This window comes from Lysobacter daejeonensis GH1-9, assembly GCF_000768355.1.
GTDB classification, from domain to species: Bacteria; Pseudomonadota; Gammaproteobacteria; order Xanthomonadales; family Xanthomonadaceae; genus Aerolutibacter; species Aerolutibacter daejeonensis.
The window spans coordinates 1-22,618 of sequence record NZ_AVPU01000012.1 but is presented as its reverse complement, the minus strand read 5'-3'; the positions used below and the strand labels follow the sequence as shown (position 1 = coordinate 22,618).

Here is a 22,618-nt window from a genome sequence, read left to right as displayed (position 1 = left end):
TTTCAAGCGGAGGCGAGGCGCAGGTCAATGCGCTTCGCAACGTGGGGGTCGGGGGGCGGGGGCGGCTGCAGCATCTGGGCCAGGGTCACGGCGCGCAGCGCATCGGCCACGACATCGTTGATCCGCCGCCAGTTGGCGCGGATGCCGCATTGCTGCTCGATGCCGCAGTTGCCTTCGTGGACGCTGCACTCGGTCATGCCGAGGGGTCCTTCCATGGCCTCGACGATGGCGAACAGGGTGATCGTGTCGGCGGGGTGGGCAAGGCGGTAGCCGCCGTTGGCGCCGCGGAAGCCTTCCACCAGTCCGGCCTGCGCCAGCGGCTTGAGCAGCTTGCTGACGGTGGGCGGCTCCAGGCCCGCGCGCTCGGCCAGCTCCGATGCGCTGAGCACGGCATCGGACTGGGCGGCGAGGACGGTCAGGACGACCGTCGCGTAGTCGGTGAGCTTGGTGACGCGGAGCATGGCTGGGGGGAGGGAGTAATCCGTACCGGAATTGTACGGTTTATCCGCTCCTGGGCCAAGCGCAGGAGCGGCGCCTTGCCCGAAGGGCGTCGCCCTCAGCGCGTGGGGTTCAGCTTGGGCCGGTCGGGCGAATGCACCCGGCCGGCCCAATGCGGCCTTGCGGGTCGGGTCAACCTTGGGCAGGTGCCTTCGGCGCAGCGTCCGCTGCCGAAGCGGCGGCGGGGGCCGGTGCGCCCGCTGGCGGGGTCGGCATCACCAGTTCAAAGTATGGCGGCTGGGCGGGCTGGCCCGGCGGCACGAAGGCCGGGGCTGGCTGGCCGCCCGGGCCCAGCGAGCGGACGAAACGGTAGATGGCACGGCGGTCGTCGGCGGTCATCGCGCGCACCGCGAAGTCCGGCATGATCGGCCGGGTCTTCAGCTTGGCGCTGAAGTCCAACCACTGGGTTTCGTCCATCTCTGCCAGGCGCAGGCGCAGGTTGCTGGCATAGGTTGTGCCCCATGGACCCTTGAAGCCCACCGGGGAACCCACCAGCCACTCCGACGTGGGCACCTCGCCCTGGCGGGGGCCGTAATCGGGCGTATGGCAGTCGTTACAGCCGGTGGTGCGGATCAGGTATTCGCCCCGTGCGACCAGTTCGGCGTCGGAGGGGGCCTTGGGAGCGGCGGTCAGGGTGCTCGGGGCAGCATCGGCGGACGGTGCCTGCTGACAGCCGGACACGACCAGGGTTGCGAGGGCGGTGGCAAGGAAAGCGGACTTGTTCATGTGCGCGTGATTGGGAGGGTGAACCCCATCAACGCGCCACGCTCCGGCAACCGGCCACGCAACCTGAAGCGGTTGTTCAGCCGATGACCCCGCCCATCAGCGAGCCGATGAAGTAGGTGAGCAGACCCGCGCCACCGCCGATGCCGAGCATCCGCAGTCCGCCGACCAGAGGGCCTCGACCCGACAGCAGGCTCATCGCCGCGCCGGTGGCGAACAGGCCGGCCGCAGCCAGCGCTGCCCCGACGAAGGCGGCGGACGGCAACTGCAGGCCAAGGAAGAACGGCACCAGCGGCACTAGCGCGCCCGCGGTAAACGCTCCGAACGAAAACAGGGCCGCGCCCGTCGGCGACCCCAACTCATCCGGGTTGAGGCCCAGCTCCTCGCGCGCCAGCACATCAAGCGCGTGCTTGGGATCGGCAACCAGCCGCTTTGCAAACGCGCGCGCCTCGTCCAGCGCCACGCCGCGGGCCTGGTAGATCAGGGCCAACTCCTCGGCTTCGGCCTCGGGGTACTTCTCCAGTTCATCGCGCTCCAGGGCGATCTGGTGCTCGAACAGCTCGCGCTGCGAACGCACCGACACGAACTCGCCGGCGGCCATCGACATCGCGCCCGCCAACAGGCCGGCGATGCCGGTGGTCAGCACCGTGCTGGTGCTGGCCGACGCGCCAACCATGCCCATGATCAGGCTGGCGTTGGACACCAGGCCGTCATTGACGCCAAACACGGCTGCACGCAGGTTGCCGCCGCCAAACTGCCGGTGGCCGCGGCCCACGTCGTCCAGGCTCTGGGGCATGGCGTGGCCGGGCGGCGCCGCGCCGTAGGCCGACAGTCCGCGCACCTTCAACGAGACCAGAAGGGGCTTGATTCGGCGCGGCCCCACGCGCCGCGCCAGCGCGGCGGCCAGGCGGGCGCGTGCCTCCGGATGGAGGTCCGCGGCGGTTCCCTCGGGCCACCACTGGCTCGCCTGGGCCTCGGCCTCGCCCGCCAGTTCGGTGAACAGCGCGCCAATCCGCGCCTCGGGTTCGGCCTGGGCCAACTGCCGGTACAGCCAGGCCGACTGCATTTCATCCTGCCAGTGCGCGCGTGCGTCCATGGGATCTCCGTGTGCTTGTCGCAGTGTATGGCTTGGGCAAACGCCGTGGGTAAGCGAGAATCAACCCAACCACCGACCGGACCCGCCCATGCCGAGCAAGATTGCCGCCCGCCGTTCCGCCATCCACGGCAACGGGGTGTTTGCCACCGCTGCCATCAAGAAGGGCGAACGCGTCGTCGAGTACAAGGGGCGTCGGCGCACGCACGAGGAGGTGGATGCGGGCGACACCGGCGACGCCGATTCCGGGCACACCTTCCTGTTCACGCTCAACGACGAATACGTGATCGACGCCAATTACGAGGGGGGCGTGGCCAAGTGGATCAACCACAGCTGCGACCCCAACTGCGAGGCGGTGCTGGAAGAGGACGAAGGTGGCGACCCGCGCAAGGACCGGGTGTTCATCGAGGCCGTGCGCGACATCGCCAAGGGCGAGGAGCTGTCCTACAACTACGGCATCACCCTGGCCGAGAAGCACACCAAGCGGCTGAAGGAGATCTGGGCCTGCCGCTGCGGCTCGCCGGCGTGCACGGGCACCATGCTGCAGCCCAAGTCCGAGAAGAAGAAAGAGCGCCAGGAAGCGGAGAAGGCGGAGAAGCTGCGCCTGCACGCGCAGAAGGCCGGTTGAGCAGACGCTCCGGAGCACGCGGTCGCCGGGCAGCGGCCGCGACCGCCCCGGGCTACCGCGCGCTTGCCCGGGACGCCACGTACCAACGGGCGATGGCCGCTGCCTTCTGCCCGCGAGACACTGGCGTAACACGCGCCTGCCACCGTGGGCGCAACGTCATCACCGGGTCCGCCGCGCGGCGGACGGCACGAGGAGTCCCCCATGGTTTCGACTGGAACGGGTTCGAGCGGAAAGAGTTCGATTGAAGGCAAGGTCGCGGTCGTCACCGGCGCGGCCAGCGGCATCGGCAAGGCCATCGCCCAGGAACTGGCACGCGGCGGGACCATCGTCGCCATCGCCGACCTCAACCAGGCCGGCGCCGATGCCGTGGCCGCGGAGATCACCGCCGCGGGCGGGCACGCGGTGGGCCTGGCGATGGACGTCACCGACGAGGACGCGGTCAATGCCGGCATCAACGGCGTTGCCGCGCAGTTCGGCGGCATCGACATCCTGGTGTCCAACGCCGGCATCCAGATCGTCAACCCGGTCGAGCAGTTCGCGTACGCCGACTGGAAGAAGATGCTGGCCATCCACCTCGATGGCGCGTTCCTGACCACCAAGGCGGCGCTGCCGTACATGTACGCGGAGGGTGCCGATGGCAAGCCGCGCGGCGGCACGGTCATCTACATGGGCTCGGTGCATTCGCACCTGGCCTCGCCGCTGAAGTCGGCCTACGTGACCGCCAAGCACGGCCTGCTGGGCCTGTCGCGCACGCTGGCCAAGGAAGGTGGCAAGCGTGGCGTGCGCACCCACGTGGTGTGTCCGGGCTTCGTGCGTACGCCGCTGGTGGACAAGCAGATCCCCGAGCAGGCGCGTGAGCTGGGCATCAGCGAGGAGGAGGTGGTCAGCCGGGTGATGCTGGGTGGCACGGTGGACGGCATCTTCACCACCGTGGAAGACGTGGCGCAGACCGTGCGTTTCCTCACCGAATTCCCCAGCGCGGCGTTGACCGGGCAGAGCTTCGTGATCAGCCACGGCTGGCACATGCAGTAGTCGCGGATGCAGCTGAACGGCAAAAGGTTGCCGTGACTTGTGCCAGTCGGCGGGCCGGGCGGGGGGCGGGTAGGATGCGCGCCACCCCTGCCATTGACGGCCCCGATTCCATGCGCTCGATCCTTGCCCTCGCCATCCTCTCCGCCCTCACCTTGCCGGCCCATGCGCTGGAGATCGATGGTCGGATCGACCCGGATGAATGGGCCGATGCCCGTCACGTCAGCGAATTCCGCCTGACCCAGCCGTTGTCGTGGGGGCCGGCCCCGCAGCCGACCGAGGCGTGGGTGAAGTCCACGCCCGAAGGCTTGGCCATCGCCTTCCGCAACCTGCAGTCGGCCGACGTGCCGCGCACCCGCCACCGCACCCGCCGCGACGAGGACGCGCCGATGGACCGCGTCAACGTGGTCGTGGACTTCGACGGTGATGGCCGCACCGGCTACAACTTCATGGTCACGCTGGCCGATGGCATCGCCGACGAGATCGTCACCAACGAGTCCAACTTCCGCGACGACTGGGACGGCAACTGGAAGCACGCTGTCAGCGAGGACGAGGCCGGCTGGTACGTCGAGATGCTGATCCCGTGGTACATCGCGCCGATGCGCAAGGCCGATGGCGATACCCGCACCATCGGTCTGTACCTGGACCGGGTGATCGGCACCACCGGCGAGCGCGTGGCCTCGGTCAACGCCAACTGGACGCGCCCGCGTTACCTGTCGGATTTCGAGAAGGTCGAAGTGGCCGCGCACACGCAGTCGCTGCTGGCAGTGACCCCGTACGTGGTGGGCGTGCATGACCAGGTGGGTGGCCACCAGCATTTCGACGCCGGCGCGGACATCTTCTGGAAGCCCAACGGCCAGACCCAGCTGACCGCCACCATCAACCCGGATTTCGGCCAGGTGGAGAGCGACGACCTGGTGGTCAACTTCGGCGCGGAGGAGACCTTCTTCAGCGACAAGCGGCCGTTCTTCACCGAGAACCAGGGCGTGTTCGACTTCGGCCTGCTGCTGGACAACAGCCAGCTGATCTACACCCGCCGGGTGGGTGGACAGGCCGACGACGGCCGTGGGCCGGCGGAGATTGCCGCCGCGGTCAAGCTCAACGGCAGCCTCGGTGCCACCAACTACGGCGTGATGATGGCCGAGGAGAAGGGCGACGCCGGGCGCTCGTTCAGCGCGCTGCGCCTGCAGCGGGAGTTGGGTGCGCATTCGCTGGGCCTGATGGCCACGCACGTGGACCGGCCGTGGCTGCAGCGCGAGGCCAACGTGGTCGGCGTGGACCATCGCTGGAAGGCCGGCGACAAGGTGACGGTGATGGCCAGCGTGGTCGGCAGCGACATCCGCGACGACAACACGGTGGACGTGGATGGTGTGCCTACCCGAGTGGCCGACGACAGCCATGACACCGGCGCCACGCTGCTGGTCAACTACGAAATGAATCCGCGCTGGCGCCACCAGTGGCTGGCCCTGCATTTTGGTGGCGCGTTCGAGATCAACGATTTCGGCTATCTGTCGCGTAACGATCTCAACTACGGCCACTGGCAGGTGAGTCGTCGCTTCACGGATCTGCCTGCAGCGAGCGCGTATTCCGCCGTCGACCTGCGCCTGCGCGCGATCGGCATCGACAACGACGACGGCCTGCGCCTGCAGCGCCAGTTCCGCGCCATCGCGCAGAGCCAGCGCCGTGACGGCGGCGAGGAGTTCGCACAGCTCAACGTCAACAGTGCCTCGTACGACGACCTGCTGACCCGCGGCGGGCACGCGCTGTATCGCCCGCCCAACGCCAGCCTGAACTGGGAGCGCTTCCGTCCGCGCAAGGGCGACTGGTCGTGGAAGGCGGAAGGCTGGCTCGGCGGCGGTGGCCTGTCGGGCAACCGGCAGCTGGAAGTGGATTTGTACTTCGAGCCCACCTATTACGTCAGCGACGCGCTCAACGTGTTCGCCGGCGTGTCGGCCGAGCTGACGCCGGACTGGCTGGTGTGGCGCTACGACAATATCGTCGGCCGCTACGATGAAACCGCGTTGTCGTTGTCTGCGGGCCTGAACTGGGCGATGGGCGAGCGACAGGAGTTGCGCGTGAAGCTGCAGGCGATCGGCCTGGACGCCGAGTTGAAGGAGGCCGTGGAAGTGCTGCCCGACGGCCGCGCCCGGACCGTGGTGCCCACCGGCGAGCCGGTCACCGACTTCAGCCTGCGCAACCTCGGCTTCCAGGTGCGCTACCGCTACGAACTCGCGCCCTTGTCGCACCTGTACGTGGTGTATGGCCGAGGCGGCTACATGTTCGATGAGTTCTCCACCGGGGCGGGCGAGCAGTGGCGCGACAGCTTCAGTCTGCGCGACAGCGAGCAGTTGCTGGTGAAGCTGGCCTACCGCTTCGAGCTGTGACGGCGTGGGGCGGTGACCTGCCTGCCCCGTCGGCGCGCACCGCGGTCAGGCGTCGTGCTGCCAGTGGGCCGGCTCCAGGATGCGGAACAGGCTGTCGCGTTGTGTTCGGCGGGCGAGCGCCAGCAGCGCCTTGTCGCGGCTGAGCAGCCAGCGCGCGCCGCAGGCGTGCGCGAGTTGCAGGAATTTCTGGTCGTCGGGATCGGCGCACCGGGGCAGGCGTACCCCGGTATCGGGTTGATTCTCGACGCACTCGACCAAAGCATCGTGCGCGGCGGTCGCGGCGGCGATGCCGGCCTCATCCAACTTCAGTAGCGGATAGCGCAATACCCGCAGCCACTCCGCACGGCACTCGGCATTGGTGACGGCAACGACATCGCCCTGACGGAGTGCGGCATGCAGCCCCGCCACTTCCGGTGCCGCGAACACGAACAGGTCCAGGCAGGCATTCGTGTCCAGCACCAGCCGTGGTGGCGCGGGCGGGGTGGGTCGTGCGGGCGGGTGGTCGGTCATGCCGTCATGTCGTCGCGCCGGCGGTGGCGCGACGACCGGGATCAGGGTGCCACGTCGCGCAGGTCGGCGGTGGCGATGCGCCACGCGCGCTGTTCGGCGGTGGCGCCATCGACCACCGCGCGGCGCAGGGTGAAGGCGCCGGTCAGGCGGCGTTCGCCACCGTCGCGCAGGTTGGCGCGCAGGGTCACCGGCACTTCCACGTAACGCGAGCCGGCCGCGGCGTCCACGCGCCCCGGCGGCATCAGTTCCACCGAGAGGCCGGTGGTGTCGGCAAAGCCGTCGGCGAAACCCTGTGGCGACTGCCCGCTGGCGCGCCCGCCGTCGGCCCACAGCGCGTAAGCGCGGGCGAAGTTGCCGCTGTTGATGGCGGCGAAGTAATCGCGCAGCACCGCGACTGCGTCGTTGGCGGTCGGCTCGCCCGCCGCCTCGTCGCTGCCCTCCGGCACGCCCTCGACCGCAGCGCCATCCACCGGCATGCCGTCGCCGTCGACGGGCAGCGGGTTGCCGTCCGCGTCGAGCGCCACCTCGGTCGGCGGCTGCTCCACGCCCTGTACGCCCACCGGGCCGGGGCCGGGGCGGTTGGGCATACCGGTGACGCTGCCCGATGCGCCGGCCGGGACGGGCAGCGTGCCGTCCGTCTCGCCGTTGGGGCCCTGGGTCGACGAGGTCGCGCCGTCCTTGCCGCACGCGGCCAGCAGCAACGCTGTCAAAACAAGGATGGCGGGGCGGAGCAGGGGCATGTCAGTTGTCCAGATTGACCACCACCAGGCCGTTCTGGATATCGGTGCGGCCGATGCGGCGCGAGCCCAGGCGGTCGAGCAGGGTGTTGTCGAAGCGGTAGACCGGCTCGGTCCGCGCGTAGTCGGTGAGCCAGGTGTTGAGCAGTTGGCGGGTGCTGGTGTTCATCACGCCGCCGAGCATGGGTACGTCCACGTTCTCCAGCGCCGGCTGCTCCAGGTGCAGGCCGCGGGTGGACGGGTTGAAGCGCAGCGCGCTGGACAGGCCGAAGCGGCCGCTGGGGCGCGAGCTGTCGCTGCCCATGGCGCCGATGCCCACATCGAAGTCCACGCGCAGGCGGTTGGTGCCCTGCGGGATCGACAGGCGCGGGTTCATAAGCGTCATCGACACCAGTCCGCCGAGGCGGTCGTAGCGCTTGGGGAAATTACGGTCGAGCGAGCCCTGCAGTTGCAGCGGGGTGAAGGTGAGCTGGTTGCCCAGCAGCGCGCCCACGGCATTGAGCGTGGAACAGCCGGCGATGACCACGGCGGCGAGCAGGGCGAACAAAGCGAGAAGGAGCGGGCGGCGCATGGCAGGGTCCGTTGGGTGGTTGGAAAACACCACCTTAGGCGGCGGGGGTGAATGGTCGGTTAGTGCGCTCGCGGCGGCAAGTCGGTTGTGTGACCGGTTGCCGTGCCCGTCGCTGGCGCGAAGGCGCGCCCACACTGATCCGATGCTTGAGCAGGGGCGATGGGTGCGCGGGCATCGGCGCAGGGTGCGCGAGCATGCCGGGAAGATGCACCGTTCAACCTGTCCGTCGCAGCGCTGCCGGCAGCGCCGCCTCGACCGTCGGCCAGTCGCGCTTGCGCTGCTCCGTGAAAGCCCACCACGGCCGCGCATCGTCGTGCTCGATGAACGCCACGGCGGCCATCAGCGTATCCAGCACGCACGGATCGTGGCGCGCCTCGGTCAGGCGGCACAGCCGCAGGTAAAGGGCCACCGGGTCCTGTCCGTGCAGGTCCGGCGGTGCTTCCACGCCCAGCAGTCGCAGGTCACCGGCCATGGCCGGCCCGATGTTGGGGATGTCGGTGAGTCGGCGGGCGTCGGCGGCGCGGGTGGCTTTGGGCATGGCGGAGCGAGGTAGTGCGGGCCCCGGTAGTTTGCGCCATAAGGGGCAAGGCGGATACGAACGCTACGGGCTGTACGCCCTTTTAACGCCGGTATCTTGAGACTGCAGCTTCTGCCGGCAGTCGTGGCCGGATCGGGGGCACGTCCCTCAACTCCGCAAAGATAAGGAACGCAGCTCATGAAAATGCTGCTTACAGCCGAAATCCCGCATGAACCCTTCAACTCCCTCGTCCGGAGCGGAAAGGCGGGCGAGGTCATGGACCGGATCCTGCAGGCGATCAAGCCCGAGGCCGCTTACTTCACCGAGCAGGATGGAACCCGCTGCGGAATCTTCGTGATTGATTTGAAGGCGCCATCGGACGTGCCCACCTTCGCGGAACCGTTCTTCCTAAACTTCAACGCCAATTGCAAGTTCCGCATCGTGATGAGCCCGGAAGATCTGCAGAAGGCCGGTTTGGAAGCCCTTGGGAAGAAATGGGCGGCCTGATGCGTTGACAGGCGCTCCGGAAGCTGCCGCGCGGTAGCGCCGCGGCACGTCTGTGTGCGCGGCGGAGGAAACGATGTACACCAAGACGCTTTATGCGGGCTGGGCGGACATGGACTTCAATTCCCACATGAAAAACACGGCGTACCTCGACAAGGCCGCCGACGTTCGCCAGATGTACCTGATCGAGAATGGCTTTCCCATTGAGGAATTCCTGCGCCTCCGGATTGGGCCGGTAGTGATGAAGGACGAGGTCGAGTATTTCAGCGAGATCCATCTGCAACAGCGGATCTCGGTGACCTACGCAATCGCGGGTCATTCGCTGGACGGCAGCCGTTTCCTCCTCCGCCACGAAGTTTTCCGGCCCGACGGGAAGCTCAGCGCGCGGGTCACCAGCCTGGGAGGCTGGCTCAACCTGGTTGAGCGCAAGTTGGTCGCACCGCCACCGCTGCTCCTGGACGCGATGAATTCGCTGGAGCGGACGGACGACTTCACGGTCCTTCCGTCAAGCGTCAAGCCGCGAGCCTGACCCGGCATTCAGTCGACGCCGCGGGCGGGCGAGCCCGCCCGGGGTGCTCAATCCTCCTCCACTCGCGGCTTGTACGCCTCCATCAACTTCTGCTGCATCGGTGCCGGCACCGGCTCGTAGTGGCTGAAATCCATCGAGTAGCGCCCACGTCCGGCCGTCACCGATTTCAGCTCGGCCGCATAGCCCTCCAGTTCGGACAACGGCACCTGCGCCTTGACCACGATCTCGCCGCCACGCGCGGCGTCGGTGCCGTTGATGCGCGCACGCTTGCCGGCCAGGCCACCGCTGATGTCGCCCATGTGCTGCTCGGCGGCGCTGACCTCCAGGTCCACGATCGGTTCCAGCACTTGTGCGCGGGCCTTCGAGATGGCATCGAGGAACGCCTTCTTGCCCGCCGCCACGAACGCGATCTCCTTGCTGTCCACCGGGTGATGCTTGCCGTCGTACACGATCACGCGCACGTCCTGCATCGGGTAACCGGCAACCGCCCCGTGCTGCAGCACTTGGCGCACGCCTTTCTCCACCGCGGGCAGGAACTGCCCGGGAATGGTGCCGCCCTTGACCTCGTCCACGAACTCGAAGCCGGTACCGCGCGGCAACGGTTCGATGCGCAGGAACACCTCGCCGAACTGGCCCGCGCCGCCGGTCTGCTTCTTGTGCCGGTGGTGGCCCTCGGCCTTGGTGCTGATGGTTTCGCGGTAGGCGATGCGCGGCGGACGGGATCTCACCTCCACGCCGTAACGTTCCTTCAGCCGGTCCAGGTTCACGCGAAGGTGCAGGTCGGACAGCCCGCGCACCACGGTCTCGTTGGTCTCGGCTTCGTGCTCGACATGGAAGCACGGGTCTTCCTCGGCCAGTTTGTGCAGCGCATTGGCCAGCTTCTGCTCCTGACCCTTGCTGGCGGCCTCGATCGCCAGGCCGAACATCGGCTTGGGGAAGTCCAGTGGCGCGAGGTGGATCTGGTCCTCGTCGTGGCTGTCGTGCAGCACCGCGTCGAAGTGCAGCTCGTCCACTTTGGCCACCGCCGCGATGTCGCCGGGGACCGCCTGGTCGATCTCCACGTGCTCCTTGCCCTTGAGTTTGAACAGGTGGCCGACCTTGAACGGCTTCTTGCCGTCGTCGACGAACAGCTGCGTGTCCTTCTTCACCGTGCCCTGGTAAACGCGGAACACGCCCAGTTTGCCGACGAAGGGGTCGTTGACGATCTTGAACACGTCGGCGATGACGTGTGCCGCCGGATCGGGCGTGGCTTCAACAGGCTCGGGACCGTGGCCGTTGAGCTTGTGGAACGCGGGCGGGTTGGCCTCGGCGGGGTTGGGGAACAGGCGCTCGGCCACGTCCAGCAGTTCCTTGATGCCCACGCCGCTGCGCGCCGAGCAGAACAGCACCGGTACCAGGTGGCCCTCGCGCAGGCACTGCTCGAAGGCGTCGTGCAGTTCCTGCCCGGACAGGCCGCCTTCGCCCAGGTCCAGGTAGTGCTCCATCACCGTCTCATTGACCTCCACCACCTGGTCGATGATCTTCTGGTGCCAGTCGGCGACGGGGCCGAGATCGCTCTCACCCGCGTTGCTGCCGAAGCAGTCGACCACGCGCTTGCCACCGTCGGCCGGCAGGTTCAGCGGTAGGCACTCGGGACCGATGTCGGTGCGCAGCGCCTCCAACACGCCGGCGGCATCGGCATCGGCGTGGTCGATCTTGTTGATGACGATGGCGCAGCACAGGTTGCGCGTCTTTGCGTACTCGAGCATGCGCCGCGTGCCGTACTCCACGCCGCGGTCGGCGTCGACCACCACCAGCACGGTTTCCACCGCCGCCAGCGCGGACAGCGCGGGGCCGCGGAAGTCGGGGTAGCCGGGGGTGTCGATCAGGTTGAGGTGGATGCCACCGTGGTCGGTGCTGGCGATGGCGGCATCCATCGAATGGCCGCGCTGTTTCTCCATCGGGTCGAAGTCGGAGACGGTGCTGCCGCGCTCGACCGTGCCTGCCGTCTGGAGGGTGCCGCCGGCCTGCAGCAGGGCTTCGAACAGGGTGGTTTTGCCGGCGGCGGGGTGGCCTGCGAGGGCCACGTTGCGGATGGACGCTGTGCTGTAGGACATGAGCGGACTTCTCCCTGTGACAAGGGTGGGAAGGCCGTCATGGCTGTCCGCGCTTCGCGCCGGAGCGGGTGGCGCTCGGCGGGCGGTCATGGCGGGGTGCCCGGCGCGGGGCCGGGGGGCTAGGGTCACTCTGTTGGAGGTGCGGGTCAAGTTGCGGGGGGCACGGCACACGCCGGTCGGTGGCGGGGTTTGCGCGGCGCCTGCTTGGGTTTAACAGTTGGCGGGGTAGGCTTGGCGTCCCTCATGACAAGGAGTGGTGACATGGCCTTCAAGCGTTACGCGGACGCGGTGTGGCACGGCGGGCTGGAGGCGGGCAAGGGCGCGATGAGCACGCCGCAGAGCGGGCTGTTCGCCAACCAGAACTACTCGTTCAAGACCCGCTTTGGTGACGAGAAGGGAACCAACCCGGAGGAACTGCTGGCGGCGGCGCATGCGGGCTGCTTCAGCATGGCGCTGTCGGCGGTGTTGGAGAAGGCGGGTTTCCCGCCGGACAGCATCCAGACCCGCGCCGAGGTGACGATGGAGCCGGGCATGGATCCGGGGCCGACGGTCACCGGGGTCAACCTGGTGGTCAATGCCAAGGTGCCGGGCATCACCCCCGAGCAGTTCGAGGAGATCGCCGAATCGGCCAAGGCCGGTTGCGTGATCTCGCGCGCCCTGGCGGTGCCGGTGACGATGTCGGCGATGCTGGTCAGCTGACGGCGGATGCAGTCCATGGGGATCGGGCACGCCGTGCTGGTGCACGGCGCGGGCGGCGGTGCGTGGGAGTGGAACCTGTGGCGCGGGGTGCTGGCGGCGCGTGGCATCGATGTGTTTACTCTGGAGTTGAGTCCGGCGGTGGGTGGACTAGGGACCACGGGCCTCGATGATTACGAGGCGCAGGTGCGCGCGGCATTGCTCGCGGCGCGGCGCCCGCGCGCGCTGGTGGGCGCCAGTCTCGGTGGCCTGCTGGCGCTGCGATGCGCCGATGCAGCCGATGCGTTGGTGCTGGTCAATCCCCTGCCGCCTGCGCCATGGAACCGCTCGCTGCCAACGCGCGATTATCCCGAGGTAGTGCCTTGGCGGCGGACCGCGCGGCTGGATGGCACCCGACGCGCGTTGCCCGACAGCGACGATGCCACGGCGCTGTTCGCCTTCCGGCATTGGCGTGACGAATCGGGTCGGGTGCTGTGCGAAGCCGGCACCGTGGCTGTCGAGCGACCCGCGTGCCCGCTGCTGTGCATTGCTTCAACCGATGACACGGACGTGCCTGCAACGGTAACCGCGGCGCTGGCTGCAGCGTGGACTGCCGAACAATGGAGCGTACCCGGGGATCACGTGTCGCCGCTGTTGGGCCGTCACGCGCCCTCGCTGGCCGCCCGTGTAGCCGACTGGCTGTCGCAGGCCTGAACGCTTCACACGGCCTTTACGCAGGTTCAGCCCGGTTTAACCGCCCGCGCCCGAGGATCGCTCCACGCCATGCCGGCGTCTGGGAGCCATGATGAACCGCCTTCTTTCCTCGTCCCTTGCGCTTGCCCTGGCGGTCACCGCCGGCACCGCGTCGGCCCAGTCCTACGATGCGGGCCGCGATGCCTATTCGAACGGCTATTCCGGCACCACGTCGCAGTCCGACTACGCGCGGGTGATCCGCGTCGATCCGGTGTTCGATTCCGGCTACGCCTCCACGCGCGGCCAGCGCTGCTACGACAGCCCGGTGCAGGCCGGCGGCAGCTACGACCCATACCGCAATGACCGCGGCTACGACGGCTACCGCGATGGCCGCCGTGACGGCTATTACGACCAGAACGGCAACTACCGCACGGGCAGCCAGACCGGCAGCACGGTGGCCACCGTGATCGGTGGCGTGGTGGGCGCGGTGGTCGGCAGCCAGGTGGGCGGCGGCTCGGCGCGCTACGCCACCTCGGCCATCGGCTCGATGGTGGGCGGCATGGCCGGCAAGCAGATCTACGAGCAGAACCAGCGCCAGCGCAACGCCACCACGCGCGTGTGCGACCCAGAGCCGGTGGATGGCCGCTATGCCAGCAATGAGCGCGCCATCGACGCGTATGACGTGACGTACGAGTACGCCGGCCGTCGATACACCACCCGCATGAACCACCACCCCGGCGACCGCATCCGAGTGCGCGTGGACGTGCGGCCGGAGTAAGCCGTCGCGGCGGGAAGTGCCGCAACGGAGCCCTCGGTTTCACAGGGGGAGGCGCCGCCCGGGGTTACCCGGTCGGCGTCTTTTTTTCAGTGTTCCCAGGTGATGTGGCCGCTCACCACGTCGCACACCCGGCCGCCGGACCAGACCTCGCCTTCGGCATCCACGTGCAGGTCGATGATGGCGTCGTGGCCGACTTCGCGGCCTTGGCTGACCCGGTACCGGCCTTCGGCATTCGGTAAGGCGCCTTGGTTCGCCAGCCAGGCGGCGAGCGTGGCGTTGGCCGCCCCCGATGCAGCGTCCTCGAATTGCGCCGGCGCGCCGACGAACGCGCGCACGGCGTAGTAATAGACCGGGTCATCGCTGCGGGCGTAGACGAACAGACCCATCGAATCGGTCGCCTGTGCCAGCGCGCTGATCGCCGTCCAGTCCGGCGTGGCGGTGCGCAGCGCGGATTCGTTTGCCAGTTCGGCCAGCCACCAGCGGCGGCCACCGTCCATCAGTGCGGGCGGCAGTGCACCCAGCGCCAGGCCATGCAGGGCCGGTGCCAGTCGCGGATCCGCGGCGGAGGCCACTTCCACGGCACGCGCACGCGGCGTGCGCACGGCGATGCTGCGGCTGGGGCCTTCGCCCACCACGCGCAGCGGCAGCACGCCGGCGATGCCCTCCTGCCACAGCAGGCCGTCCTTCGGCGCGGCCAAGCCGGCTTCCATCACCGCATGCGCAGTGCCTACGCTGGGGTGGCCGGCAAACGGCACCTCCCGGCGCGGGCTGAACATCCGCACACGGTAGCTGGCGCCGGGCTGCGTGGGCGGGAAAACGAACGTGGTTTCCGGCAGGCGGGTCCAGCGGGCGATGGCCTGCATCGTCGCGTCGTCCAGGCCTTCGGCATCCAGCACCACGGCCAGGGGGTTGCCGGCACCGGGCCGGTCGGCGAACACGTCCAGCTGGACGTAGTGGCGGAGCGTCATTGGGGGGACATCCTTGGGAGGAGGGCGCCGGCCAGCCGGGGCCGGGGGCGAGCAGGGCATTCTAGGCCTTTGGTGCTGGCCCTGACGGTGCCGTTGCCGGTGCAATGGCCCTACATCGCCCGCCGGTTTCAGGGGACAATGTGCGACCCCTTTCCCTGGAGATCGAAAGACCGTGTCGGCGCAATCGCAGCGATGGGTTGTACTCAAGTTCGGTGGTACCTCGGTATCCCGCCGCAACCGTTGGGACACCATTGGCCGCATAGCCGCCAAACGGATGACGGGGGACGACGCCCGCGTGCTGGTGGTGGTGTCCGCCCTGTCGGGCGTGACCAACGAGCTGCAGGCCATCGCCGACGGTGACGGCATCGATGGCCGCATCGCCGGGCTGGTGGAACGCCATCGGGCGTTCTGCGCGGAACTGGATCTGGATGCCGACGCAGTGCTGGGCGAGCGTCTGGCCGCGCTGCAGGCGCTGGCCACCGATCCGCGCACCGCGACGCGCGCGCTGGACTGGCAGGCCGAGGTGCTGGGACAGGGCGAGCTGCTCTCCTCCACCATCGGGGCCGCCTACCTGCGTTCGCAGGGCCACGATTTTGGCTGGTGCGACGCGCGCAACTGGCTCGATGCCATCGCGCTGCCCAACCAGAGCGAGTGGTCGGGCCGGCTGTCGGTGAACTGCCGCACGCAGGCCGATGCCGGTTTCGCCGACCGCTTCGCCGCGCAGCCCACGGCCATGCTGATCACCCAGGGCTTCATCGCCCGGCATGAGGATGGCGGTACCGCCATCCTTGGCCGCGGCGGGTCGGACACCTCGGCGGCGTACTTCGGCGCGCTGCTCAAGGCCAGGCGCGTCGAGATCTGGACCGACGTGCCGGGCATGTTCAGCGCCAACCCGCGCGACGTGCCCGACGCGCGCCTGCTGTCGCGCCTGCATTACGCCGAGGCGCAGGAAATCGCCACCACCGGTGCCAAGGTGCTGCACCCACGCTCCATCGGCCCGTGCCGCGAGGCCGGCGTGCCGATGGCCATCCTGGACACCGAGCGCCCCGACGAGCTGGGCACGCGTATCGACGCACTGGCCGCCACCGTGCCGGGCGTCAAGGCGATCAGCCGGCGCAACGGCATCGTGCTGGTGTCGATGGAAAGCATCGGCATGTGGCAGCAGGTTGGCTTCCTGGCCGACGTGTTCGAACGCTTCAAGCGCCACGGCCTGTCGATCGACCTGATCGGCTCTTCGGAAACCAACGTGACCGTGTCGCTGGACCCCAGCGAGAACCTGGTCAGCAGCAACGTGCTGGCCGCGCTGTCCGAGGACCTGGCCGAGGTATGCCGGGTCAAGGTGATCGCGCCGTGCGCGGCCATCACCCTGGTCGGCCGCGGCATGCGTTCGCTGCTGCACAAGCTGTCGGACATCTGGGCCACGTTCGGGCGCGAGCGCGTACACCTGATCTCGCAGTCGTCCAACGACCTCAACCTGACCTTCGTGATCGACGAGGCCGACGCCGACGGCCTGCTGCCGCAACTGCACGCAGAACTGGTGCGCTGCGGCGCGATGCCGGTGCAGGACGCCAGCGTCTTCGGTCCCAGCTGGAAGGAAATCGCACACGGCAAGATGCAGCGCGGAACGCCGTGGTGGTCGCCCCAGCGCAAGGCGCTGTTGCAGGCCGCGCAGGCGGGAACGCCACGCTACGTCTACGACCTGGACACCGTGCGCGCCCGTGCACGCGCACTGGCGTCGATCACGGCCATCGATCGCTGCTTCTACGCGATCAAGGCCAATCCGTACCCGGCCATCCTGCAGGCGGTGGTGGCCGAAGGCTTCGGCCTGGAGTGCGTGTCGCAAGCGGAGCTGGACCACGTGTTCAGCGTGGTGCCGAACATGGCGCCGCAACGCGTGCTGTTCACCCCCAGCTTCGCGCCGCGTCGCGAGTACGAGGCGGCCTTCGCGCGGGGCGTCAACGTCACCCTGGACAACATCGAGGCACTGCAGCGCTGGCCGGAGGTGTTCCGTGGCCGCACGCTGTGGCTGCGCCTGGACCTGGGCCATGGCGAGGGCCACCACGAGAAGGTGCGCACTGGTGGCGTCGCCGCCAAGTTCGGCCTGCCGGTGGCACGTTTCGATGCGTTCGTCAGCGAGGCCAACAAGCTGGGCGTGCGGATCAGTGGCCTGCACGCCCACCTGGGCAGCGGCATCGACGATCCGCGCCACTGGCGCGATGTATATGCCAACCTCGCGGGACTCGCAGACAGCGTGGGCACCATCGAGTTCATCGACATCGGCGGCGGCCTGCCCATCCCGTACACGCCTGACGCCGAGGCATTCGACCTTGTCGCGTGGCGTGCGGGGTTGGACGAGATCAAGGCTGAGTACCCGCGCTTCGGCCTGGTTATCGAGCCGGGCCGCTACCTGGTCGCGGAATCGGGCGTGCTGCTGCTCACGGTGACCCAGGTGGTGGAGAAGGACGGCGTGCGCCGCGTGGGTGGCGATGGAGGCATGAACGCATTGATGCGCCCAGCGATGTACGAGGCCTACCACGGCATCCACAACCTCACCCGTTTGGACGATGGGGCTACGCAGGCCTTCGACGTGGTCGGACCGATCTGCGAGACCGGCGATGTGCTGGGTCGTGGCCGTCTGCTGCCTACGGCGACGGTCGAGGGTGACGTGCTGCTGGTGGCCGACGCGGGCGCCTACGGCATGGCGATGGCAAACACATACAATCTGCGGGCCCTGCCGGCCGAGCAGGTGTTGGGAAAAACCGAGTGATGGGTGTGGACATGGGCGAGTGGCGGTTCCAGCGTGACGGCATCAAGGCGTTCCGGTTCGTGCGTTGCGAGCTGGATGCGGCGACGGGCGTCGCACGGCTGGTGTACGCCTTCGACGACGGCCCGGAACTGGTGGAGACCATCACCATCCCGGGTGCACCGTTCGCCCTGGATGCGGCCCGTGCCGCGGCGGTGCAGCGCGCGTTGCAGCTGCTGCACCTGATCACCGGCGTGAGCTACTACAAGGCGGCGGTGCCCGGGGAAATCCGCATCGAGTCGTACACGATCGATGCCGAGACGGCCGCGTTGCTGGAGTCGGTGTACCTGCATGGCCTGGGCGAGTTCGCCTACCGCAACGGCCTCAACCTGCACGGCAGGATCCGCTTCCCGCACGGGGCCGATGCCGATGCGGCCGCCCCGGCGCTGGGTCTGCGCGAGCACGCGCTGGTCGCCATCGGCGGCGGCAAGGATTCGCTGGTCAGCATCGAGGCGTTGCGCGCGCTGGGCATCGACCAGACCGTGACCTGGATCGGTGGCTCGCAGCTGATCAAGGCCTGCGCCGAGCGCACCGGCCTGCCCACGCTCAACCTGGGCCGCGCATTGGCGCCGCAGTTGTTCGACTACAACCGCGAAGGCGCCTGGAACGGCCACATCCCGGTGACCGCGGTGAATTCCGCGATCCTGGTGCTGGCCGCGCTGCTGCACGGCGTGGACCAGGTGGTGTTCTCCAATGAGCGCTCGGCCAGCTACGGCAGCCTGATCGAGGGCACCGGGGAGGTGAACCATCAGTGGTCCAAGGGCTGGGCGTTCGAGTCGGCCTTTGGTGACTACGTGGAGAAACACGTCGCGGCCGACCTGCATTACTACTCCTTGTTGCGTCCACTCAGCGAGTTGGCGGTGGCGCGGCAGTTCACCCGCACCGATCGCTACGACGCGCACTTCAGCAGCTGCAACCGCAACTTCCACATCCTGGGCGAGCGCCCGGCCAACCGCTGGTGCGGCGTGTGCCCCAAGTGCCACTTCGTGTTCCTGGCGCTTGCGCCGTTCATGCCCAAGCCGCGGCTGGTGGGCATCTTTGGCCGTAACCTGCTGGATGATCCGGCCCAGACCGGCGGCTACGACGCCCTGCTCGAATTCCAGGATCACAAGCCGTTCGAATGCGTGGGCGAGGGCAAGGAGTCGCGCGCCGCGATGGCTGCGCTGGCCGCACGTCCGGAGTGGCGTGAGGATGAACTGGTCAAGCGTTTCGCGCGCGAGATCCTGCCGCAGTTGGACGCCACGGAACTGGCCATCGCACCGCTGCTGGTGATCGATGAGGAGCACCGTATCCCCGCCAAGCTGTGGGACCGCCTGCGTGCGCATCTTGCAGCTTGATGGCCAGCGGGTTGCGCTCTGGGGCTGGGGACGCGAGGGCAGGGCGGCCTATCGCGCCATCCGCACGCAACTGCCGCGCCTGCCGCTGACGTTGTTCTGCAGCGCCGAGGAGACCGCTGATGCGGTGGCCCTGGCCGATCCGCTGCTGGCGGTGGAAACCGCAGCCAGCGCCGAGCGGCTGTCGGCCTTCGATGTGGTGGTGAAGTCGCCAGGCATCAGCCCTTACAAACCCGAAGCCCAGGCGGCGCAGGCGCAGGGTACTCGTTTCTTCGGTGGCACGGCGCTGTGGTTCGCCGAGCATGCGGGCGCTGACGGCTTCGTTGCCGACACCGTCTGCGTCACCGGCACCAAGGGCAAGAGCACCACCACGTCGCTGCTGGCGCATCTGTTGCGCGCGGGTGGCCACGTCACTGCGCTGGCCGGCAACATTGGGCTGCCGCTGCTGGAGCTGGCGGAGTCGCCGGTGCCCGCGTTCCGTGCCATCGAGTTGTCCAGCTACCAGACCGGCGACGTGGCCGAGAGCGGCGCACGGCCCGAGGTCGCCATCGTCCTCAACCTCTTCCCCGAGCACTTGGACTGGCATGGCAGCGAAGCCCGCTATGTCGAGGACAAGCTGCGCCTGCTGACCGGCGCGCGCCCGAAGATCGTGATCATCAACGCCGACGACCCGCATCTGGCGGGCCTGGTGTTGCCTGACAGCGAGGTCCGCCACTTCGGTCACGCCGAAGGTTGGCACCTGCGCGAGGACCTGCTCTACCGCGGCGACACGCTGGTCATGGACACGCTGTCATTGCCGCTGCCGGGTCGCCATAACCGAGGCAACCTGTGCGCCGTACTTACCGCGATCGAGGCGCTCGGGTTGGACGCGGTGGCGCTGGCGCCGCATGCCGCCGACTTCAAGCCGCTGCCGCACCGGCTGCAGACGCTGGGTGTGCGCGATGGGCTGACTTGGGTCAACGACTCGATCAGCACCACGCCGTTTGCCAGCCTGGCCGCGCTGGATTGCTTCCGTGGCCGTCGCATCGCCCTCCTGGCGGGCGGTCACGACCGTGGCGTGGACTGGCATGACTTTGCCGAAGCGATGCGACACGACGCGCCGCTGGCCATCGTGACCATGGGGCAGAACGGCCCGCGCATTCATGAACTCCTGCTGCCCTTGGCCCAGCAGGGACGCTTCGTCCTGTCCGCTGCGGAAGACCTGTCGGCTGCAATCACGCAGGCCCAGGCGGTGCTCGGGCATGACGGGGTGGTATTGCTGTCGCCTGGCGCGCCGAGCTTCGGACCGTATCGGGACTATGTGGCGCGCGGCCGTCATTTCGCCGCACTCGCCGGATTCGATCCGGACAGCATCAGTGCGATTCCCGGGCTAGGCATCGCCTGAACCCGGCCCCTGAGGACCGCGCCGCGACTCAGTGGTCGCGGCTGACGGCGTAGCGCGCCAGGCCGCGGAGCGCGGCGACGTAGTCGTTGTCTTCCAGCGTGTCGAGTGACTGCTCGGCCAGCACCGCGTAGTCGCGTGCCCGTTGGCGGCTGTAGCCAAGGCCGTCGGTGGCATGGATGGCGGCCATGACCGCTGGCATGGCCGAGGTGTCACCGTGTTCGATCGCGGTGCGCAGCAGCTGGCGGGTGGCTTCGTCGCTATGGCGGATGGCGTGGATCAGCGGCAGGGTCGCCTTGCCCTCGGCCAGGTCGTCGCCGAGGTTCTTGCCCAGCGTCTCGGCGTCAGACGCGTAGTCGAGCACGTCATCGGCGATCTGGAAGGCATAGCCCAGGTTGAGCCCGTAGTCGAACAACTGCTGCTGCACCGCCGGACTCGCACCCGCGAGCAGCGCGCCCAGCCGGGTGGCGGCGGCGAACAGCACCGCGGTCTTGCGCTCGATCACCCGCAGGTAGGCCGGCTCGTCGGTGTCCGGGTTGCGTACGTGCAGCAACTGCAGCACTTCGCCTTCGGCAATGCGGTTGGTGGTGTCGGCCAGGATGCGCTGCACCTGCATGCTGTCCAGTTCCACCATCAGCTGGAAGCTGCGCGAGTAGAGGAAATCGCCGACCAGCACGCTGGCGGCGTTGCCCCACACGGCATTGGCGGTCTTGCGGCCGCGGCGCAGGTCGGATTCGTCCACCACGTCGTCGTGCAGCAGCGTGGAGGTGTGGATGAACTCCACCACGGCCGCCAGCTGGTGCGCATCCGCGCCACGGTGGCCCAGCGCGCCCGCCGCCAGCAGCAGCAGCATCGGCCGCAGGCGCTTGCCCCCGGCGCTGACGATGTAGTCGGCGATCTGGTTGATCAGCACCACGTCCGAGGCCAGCCGCCGCCGAATCAACGCGTCCACCGCCGCCATGTCCTCCTGGGCCAGGGCCTGGATCGTCTTCAGGTCGAGGGCGGAGGCGGCGTCTTGGGCGTGCATGGAGTGTCGGGTGGGCGAGGGGCCACAAGTATAGGCGTTGGGTGCGGTTTCCCCCCGCGCACAGGCCAGCGCTCAACTAATGTGAAGCAATTATTAACAGTGAATTAACCAATTGGCGAGAAAAACGAGACTTATGTCTCATTTTTGTCCGGTCGAGTTCACTTCCGACGTAACGGCAGGGTGAGAGGGGGGTTGATGGGGAGGCCGGCGGAAGCCGGGTTCTGTCATAGGGGCACTACCGAGGTTGTCGAAGCGCGTCGGCACGTCCGACCGCGCGGCCTCGCACCCACACGTCTTTCTTGTCGCTTGGCCAGGCGCGCATGCGCCGGCTGGGCGTCCGCATTTCCCGACGATGACGCAGTGGAGTGGGAGCGCCGAGATGGCCACAGGAACTGGAAACAAAAATACCAACGCGGCAATGCCCGGAACTCGATCCGGCGTGTTTCGCTCGCGACACCTCGCGTCAATGGCCTTGGCCTGCCTGCTCCTGATGGTGAGCGCAACGCCCGCGGCGCAGGCCCAGACGGTCACGGCCACCAATAGCTTGTCCTGCCTTGCCAATCGAATGGACAACCCGACGAACCTCGGGTGCACCGCCAACGACTTCTCGCACATCGTGACCGCGCAAGCGCTCAGCGCTCCGACCACGTGCACGGCGGGGTCGGAAATCACGGTCAGCGTGCAACTCACGCTGCAGTCCAATTCTACGGATCGTTATGACATCGGCCTGTTCATGGGAGAGGACGGCAACAATCCCGCGCAGTTGGGCGGCACGTGTTCGGTTGCGACCTTTCCGGAATCGCCGGCGCCGTTTGCCGATCTGGATGCGGGCACCCAGCCCACTGATACCTGTGGCGACTTCAACGCCAACGGATCCGCGACCGTCACCGTCCAGAATGTGAAGCTGACTTGCACCGCGGGCGCTGATGGCAAGCTGGTCATGCCCTACACGCTGGCATACAGCCAGAACACCGGCGGTGTCTGCACGGGCCCCGGGGTCGTGCGTGCCGGAACCACCTCCAAGTGCACCGGCGGCACGGCCTCGGTCAGCAACATCGTGGTGGCGGGCCATGTGGACGTTACCAAGCAGACCTTGCCTGATGCTGCTCCAGACTCATTTGCGTTTACCGCCGTCGACGG

Annotated in this window: 22 protein-coding genes; 12 read left to right on the top strand and 10 right to left on the bottom strand. The window is 68.2% G+C overall.

The window, feature by feature from the left end; translation table 11 throughout:
- Positions 1 to 2: 2 nt before the first annotated feature.
- The 3 genes from N800_RS08260 to N800_RS08250 all read right to left on the bottom strand — a co-directional run bounded on the left by N800_RS08260 (position 3) and on the right by N800_RS08250 (position 2,317).
- Entirely contained in the window at positions 3 to 461 is a 459-nt protein-coding gene (locus N800_RS08260; RefSeq protein ID WP_036136875.1) for an SUF system Fe-S cluster assembly regulator, read from the bottom strand.
- A gap of 169 nt (positions 462 to 630) precedes the next feature.
- Entirely contained in the window at positions 631 to 1,224 is a 594-nt protein-coding gene (locus tag N800_RS08255; RefSeq protein ID WP_156962922.1) for a YajG family lipoprotein, read from the bottom strand.
- Between the two features lie 76 nt (positions 1,225 to 1,300).
- The gene (locus tag N800_RS08250) at positions 1,301 to 2,317 is read right to left on the bottom strand and encodes a VIT1/CCC1 transporter family protein (protein ID WP_036136874.1); all 1,017 of its coding nucleotides are present in this window, start codon (positions 2,315 to 2,317) and stop codon (positions 1,301 to 1,303) included.
- 88 nt (positions 2,318 to 2,405) lie between these two features.
- On the opposite strand from N800_RS08250, the gene N800_RS08245 reads away from it, so the two are divergent.
- The 3 genes from N800_RS08245 (at position 2,406) to N800_RS08235 (ending at position 6,355) form a co-directional block, all read left to right on the top strand.
- Positions 2,406 to 2,942, top strand: a complete 537-nt coding sequence (locus N800_RS08245; RefSeq protein WP_084087364.1) for an SET domain-containing protein — start codon at positions 2,406 to 2,408, stop codon at positions 2,940 to 2,942.
- Between the two features lie 201 nt (positions 2,943 to 3,143).
- Positions 3,144 to 3,974, top strand: coding sequence for a 3-hydroxybutyrate dehydrogenase (locus N800_RS08240; RefSeq protein ID WP_036136872.1), 831 nt, complete (start codon positions 3,144 to 3,146; stop codon positions 3,972 to 3,974).
- Positions 3,975 to 4,084: 110 nt separating this feature from the next.
- Complete coding sequence (locus N800_RS08235) at positions 4,085 to 6,355, top strand: DUF5916 domain-containing protein (RefSeq protein ID WP_036136871.1); 2,271 nt, start codon at positions 4,085 to 4,087, stop codon at positions 6,353 to 6,355.
- Positions 6,356 to 6,400: 45 nt separating this feature from the next.
- On the opposite strand, the gene N800_RS08230 is transcribed toward N800_RS08235, so the two are convergent.
- The 4 genes from N800_RS08230 to N800_RS08215 all read right to left on the bottom strand — a co-directional run bounded on the left by N800_RS08230 (position 6,401) and on the right by N800_RS08215 (position 8,711).
- Positions 6,401 to 6,865 carry a PIN domain-containing protein gene (locus N800_RS08230; protein WP_052108067.1) on the bottom strand — a complete coding sequence of 155 codons (465 nt, stop codon included), beginning with the start codon at positions 6,863 to 6,865 and terminating at the stop codon, positions 6,401 to 6,403.
- Between the two features lie 41 nt (positions 6,866 to 6,906).
- Complete coding sequence (locus N800_RS15315) at positions 6,907 to 7,605, bottom strand: hypothetical protein (protein WP_156962921.1); 699 nt, start codon at positions 7,603 to 7,605, stop codon at positions 6,907 to 6,909.
- Between the two features lies 1 nt (position 7,606).
- Complete coding sequence (locus tag N800_RS08220) at positions 7,607 to 8,173, bottom strand: DUF1439 domain-containing protein (protein ID WP_156962920.1); 567 nt, start codon at positions 8,171 to 8,173, stop codon at positions 7,607 to 7,609.
- A 214-nt stretch (positions 8,174 to 8,387) separates the two neighbouring features.
- Positions 8,388 to 8,711: a helix-hairpin-helix domain-containing protein gene (locus tag N800_RS08215; RefSeq protein WP_036136870.1), complete on the bottom strand. Its 324-nt coding sequence runs from the start codon at positions 8,709 to 8,711 to the stop codon at positions 8,388 to 8,390.
- A 177-nt stretch (positions 8,712 to 8,888) separates the two neighbouring features.
- Between N800_RS08215 and N800_RS08210 the strand changes: the two genes are divergently transcribed.
- Together N800_RS08210 and N800_RS08205 are read left to right on the top strand one after the other, a co-directional pair.
- The gene (locus N800_RS08210) at positions 8,889 to 9,197 is read left to right on the top strand and encodes a hypothetical protein (RefSeq protein WP_036136868.1); all 309 of its coding nucleotides are present in this window, start codon (positions 8,889 to 8,891) and stop codon (positions 9,195 to 9,197) included.
- Positions 9,198 to 9,270: 73 nt separating this feature from the next.
- Positions 9,271 to 9,723: a thioesterase family protein gene (locus N800_RS08205; RefSeq protein WP_036136865.1), complete on the top strand. Its 453-nt coding sequence runs from the start codon at positions 9,271 to 9,273 to the stop codon at positions 9,721 to 9,723.
- A 47-nt stretch (positions 9,724 to 9,770) separates the two neighbouring features.
- Here N800_RS08205 and fusA read toward each other — a convergent pair whose 3' ends face one another.
- Positions 9,771 to 11,819, bottom strand: coding sequence for an elongation factor G (gene fusA / locus N800_RS08200; RefSeq protein ID WP_036136863.1), 2,049 nt, complete (start codon positions 11,817 to 11,819; stop codon positions 9,771 to 9,773).
- Positions 11,820 to 12,080: 261 nt separating this feature from the next.
- On the opposite strand from fusA, the gene N800_RS08195 reads away from it, so the two are divergent.
- From N800_RS08195 to N800_RS08185, 3 genes are all read left to right on the top strand, one after another.
- The gene (locus N800_RS08195; RefSeq protein ID WP_036136861.1) at positions 12,081 to 12,518 is read left to right on the top strand and encodes an OsmC family protein; all 438 of its coding nucleotides are present in this window, start codon (positions 12,081 to 12,083) and stop codon (positions 12,516 to 12,518) included.
- Positions 12,519 to 12,533: 15 nt separating this feature from the next.
- Positions 12,534 to 13,208 carry an alpha/beta fold hydrolase gene (locus N800_RS15310; protein ID WP_052108062.1) on the top strand — a complete coding sequence of 225 codons (675 nt, stop codon included), beginning with the start codon at positions 12,534 to 12,536 and terminating at the stop codon, positions 13,206 to 13,208.
- Between the two features lie 91 nt (positions 13,209 to 13,299).
- Positions 13,300 to 13,965, top strand: a complete 666-nt coding sequence (locus tag N800_RS08185; RefSeq protein WP_036137031.1) for a glycine zipper 2TM domain-containing protein — start codon at positions 13,300 to 13,302, stop codon at positions 13,963 to 13,965.
- Between the two features lie 86 nt (positions 13,966 to 14,051).
- Here the strand turns inward: N800_RS08185 and N800_RS08180 are convergent, their stop codons facing one another.
- Positions 14,052 to 14,933, bottom strand: a complete 882-nt coding sequence (locus N800_RS08180; protein ID WP_036136860.1) for a PhzF family phenazine biosynthesis protein — start codon at positions 14,931 to 14,933, stop codon at positions 14,052 to 14,054.
- Between the two features lie 172 nt (positions 14,934 to 15,105).
- Here N800_RS08180 and N800_RS08175 point away from each other — a divergent pair, with 172 nt between their 5' ends.
- From N800_RS08175 to murD, 3 genes are read left to right on the top strand one after another with little or no spacing between them, the layout of a single operon-like run.
- Positions 15,106 to 17,700 carry a bifunctional aspartate kinase/diaminopimelate decarboxylase gene (locus N800_RS08175; RefSeq protein WP_036136858.1) on the top strand — a complete coding sequence of 865 codons (2,595 nt, stop codon included), beginning with the start codon at positions 15,106 to 15,108 and terminating at the stop codon, positions 17,698 to 17,700.
- A gap of 11 nt (positions 17,701 to 17,711) precedes the next feature.
- On the top strand, positions 17,712 to 19,073 hold the full coding sequence (murL, locus tag N800_RS08170; RefSeq protein WP_052108078.1) for a UDP-N-acetyl-alpha-D-muramoyl-L-alanyl-L-glutamate epimerase: 1,362 nt from the start codon (positions 17,712 to 17,714) through the stop codon (positions 19,071 to 19,073).
- A complete protein-coding gene (murD, locus tag N800_RS08165; protein ID WP_036136857.1) occupies positions 19,054 to 20,454 on the top strand; it encodes a UDP-N-acetylmuramoyl-L-alanine--D-glutamate ligase in 1,401 nt (466 codons plus the stop codon). The genes murL and murD overlap by 20 nt, the downstream gene beginning before the upstream one ends.
- Positions 20,455 to 20,482: 28 nt before the next feature.
- Here the strand turns inward: murD and N800_RS08160 are convergent, their stop codons facing one another.
- Complete coding sequence (locus N800_RS08160) at positions 20,483 to 21,478, bottom strand: polyprenyl synthetase family protein (RefSeq protein WP_036136856.1); 996 nt, start codon at positions 21,476 to 21,478, stop codon at positions 20,483 to 20,485.
- A gap of 379 nt (positions 21,479 to 21,857) precedes the next feature.
- Here N800_RS08160 and N800_RS08155 point away from each other — a divergent pair.
- A partial coding sequence (locus N800_RS08155) for a hypothetical protein (protein WP_156962919.1) occupies positions 21,858 to 22,618 on the top strand: 761 nt, incomplete at its 3' end.

What these genes read in the sequence shown, in the direction of transcription:
- N800_RS08260 (WP_036136875.1), bottom strand. Translation starts at nt 461, where the DNA reads ATGCTCCGCGTCACCAAGCTCACCGACTACGCGACGGTCGTCCTGACC.
- N800_RS08255 (WP_156962922.1), bottom strand. Translation starts at nt 1,224, where the DNA reads ATGAACAAGTCCGCTTTCCTTGCCACCGCCCTCGCAACCCTGGTCGTG.
- N800_RS08250 (WP_036136874.1), bottom strand. Translation starts at nt 2,317, where the DNA reads ATGGACGCACGCGCGCACTGGCAGGATGAAATGCAGTCGGCCTGGCTG.
- N800_RS08245 (WP_084087364.1), top strand. Translation starts at nt 2,406, where the DNA reads ATGCCGAGCAAGATTGCCGCCCGCCGTTCCGCCATCCACGGCAACGGG.
- N800_RS08240 (WP_036136872.1), top strand. Translation starts at nt 3,144, where the DNA reads ATGGTTTCGACTGGAACGGGTTCGAGCGGAAAGAGTTCGATTGAAGGC.
- N800_RS08235 (WP_036136871.1), top strand. Translation starts at nt 4,085, where the DNA reads ATGCGCTCGATCCTTGCCCTCGCCATCCTCTCCGCCCTCACCTTGCCG.
- N800_RS08230 (WP_052108067.1), bottom strand. Translation starts at nt 6,865, where the DNA reads ATGACCGACCACCCGCCCGCACGACCCACCCCGCCCGCGCCACCACGG.
- N800_RS15315 (WP_156962921.1), bottom strand. Translation starts at nt 7,605, where the DNA reads ATGCCCCTGCTCCGCCCCGCCATCCTTGTTTTGACAGCGTTGCTGCTG.
- N800_RS08220 (WP_156962920.1), bottom strand. Translation starts at nt 8,173, where the DNA reads ATGCGCCGCCCGCTCCTTCTCGCTTTGTTCGCCCTGCTCGCCGCCGTG.
- N800_RS08215 (WP_036136870.1), bottom strand. Translation starts at nt 8,711, where the DNA reads ATGCCCAAAGCCACCCGCGCCGCCGACGCCCGCCGACTCACCGACATC.
- N800_RS08210 (WP_036136868.1), top strand. Translation starts at nt 8,889, where the DNA reads ATGAAAATGCTGCTTACAGCCGAAATCCCGCATGAACCCTTCAACTCC.
- N800_RS08205 (WP_036136865.1), top strand. Translation starts at nt 9,271, where the DNA reads ATGTACACCAAGACGCTTTATGCGGGCTGGGCGGACATGGACTTCAAT.
- fusA (WP_036136863.1), bottom strand. Translation starts at nt 11,819, where the DNA reads ATGTCCTACAGCACAGCGTCCATCCGCAACGTGGCCCTCGCAGGCCAC.
- N800_RS08195 (WP_036136861.1), top strand. Translation starts at nt 12,081, where the DNA reads ATGGCCTTCAAGCGTTACGCGGACGCGGTGTGGCACGGCGGGCTGGAG.
- N800_RS15310 (WP_052108062.1), top strand. Translation starts at nt 12,534, where the DNA reads ATGGGGATCGGGCACGCCGTGCTGGTGCACGGCGCGGGCGGCGGTGCG.
- N800_RS08185 (WP_036137031.1), top strand. Translation starts at nt 13,300, where the DNA reads ATGAACCGCCTTCTTTCCTCGTCCCTTGCGCTTGCCCTGGCGGTCACC.
- N800_RS08180 (WP_036136860.1), bottom strand. Translation starts at nt 14,933, where the DNA reads ATGACGCTCCGCCACTACGTCCAGCTGGACGTGTTCGCCGACCGGCCC.
- murL (WP_052108078.1), top strand. Translation starts at nt 17,712, where the DNA reads ATGGGCGAGTGGCGGTTCCAGCGTGACGGCATCAAGGCGTTCCGGTTC.
- N800_RS08160 (WP_036136856.1), bottom strand. Translation starts at nt 21,478, where the DNA reads ATGCACGCCCAAGACGCCGCCTCCGCCCTCGACCTGAAGACGATCCAG.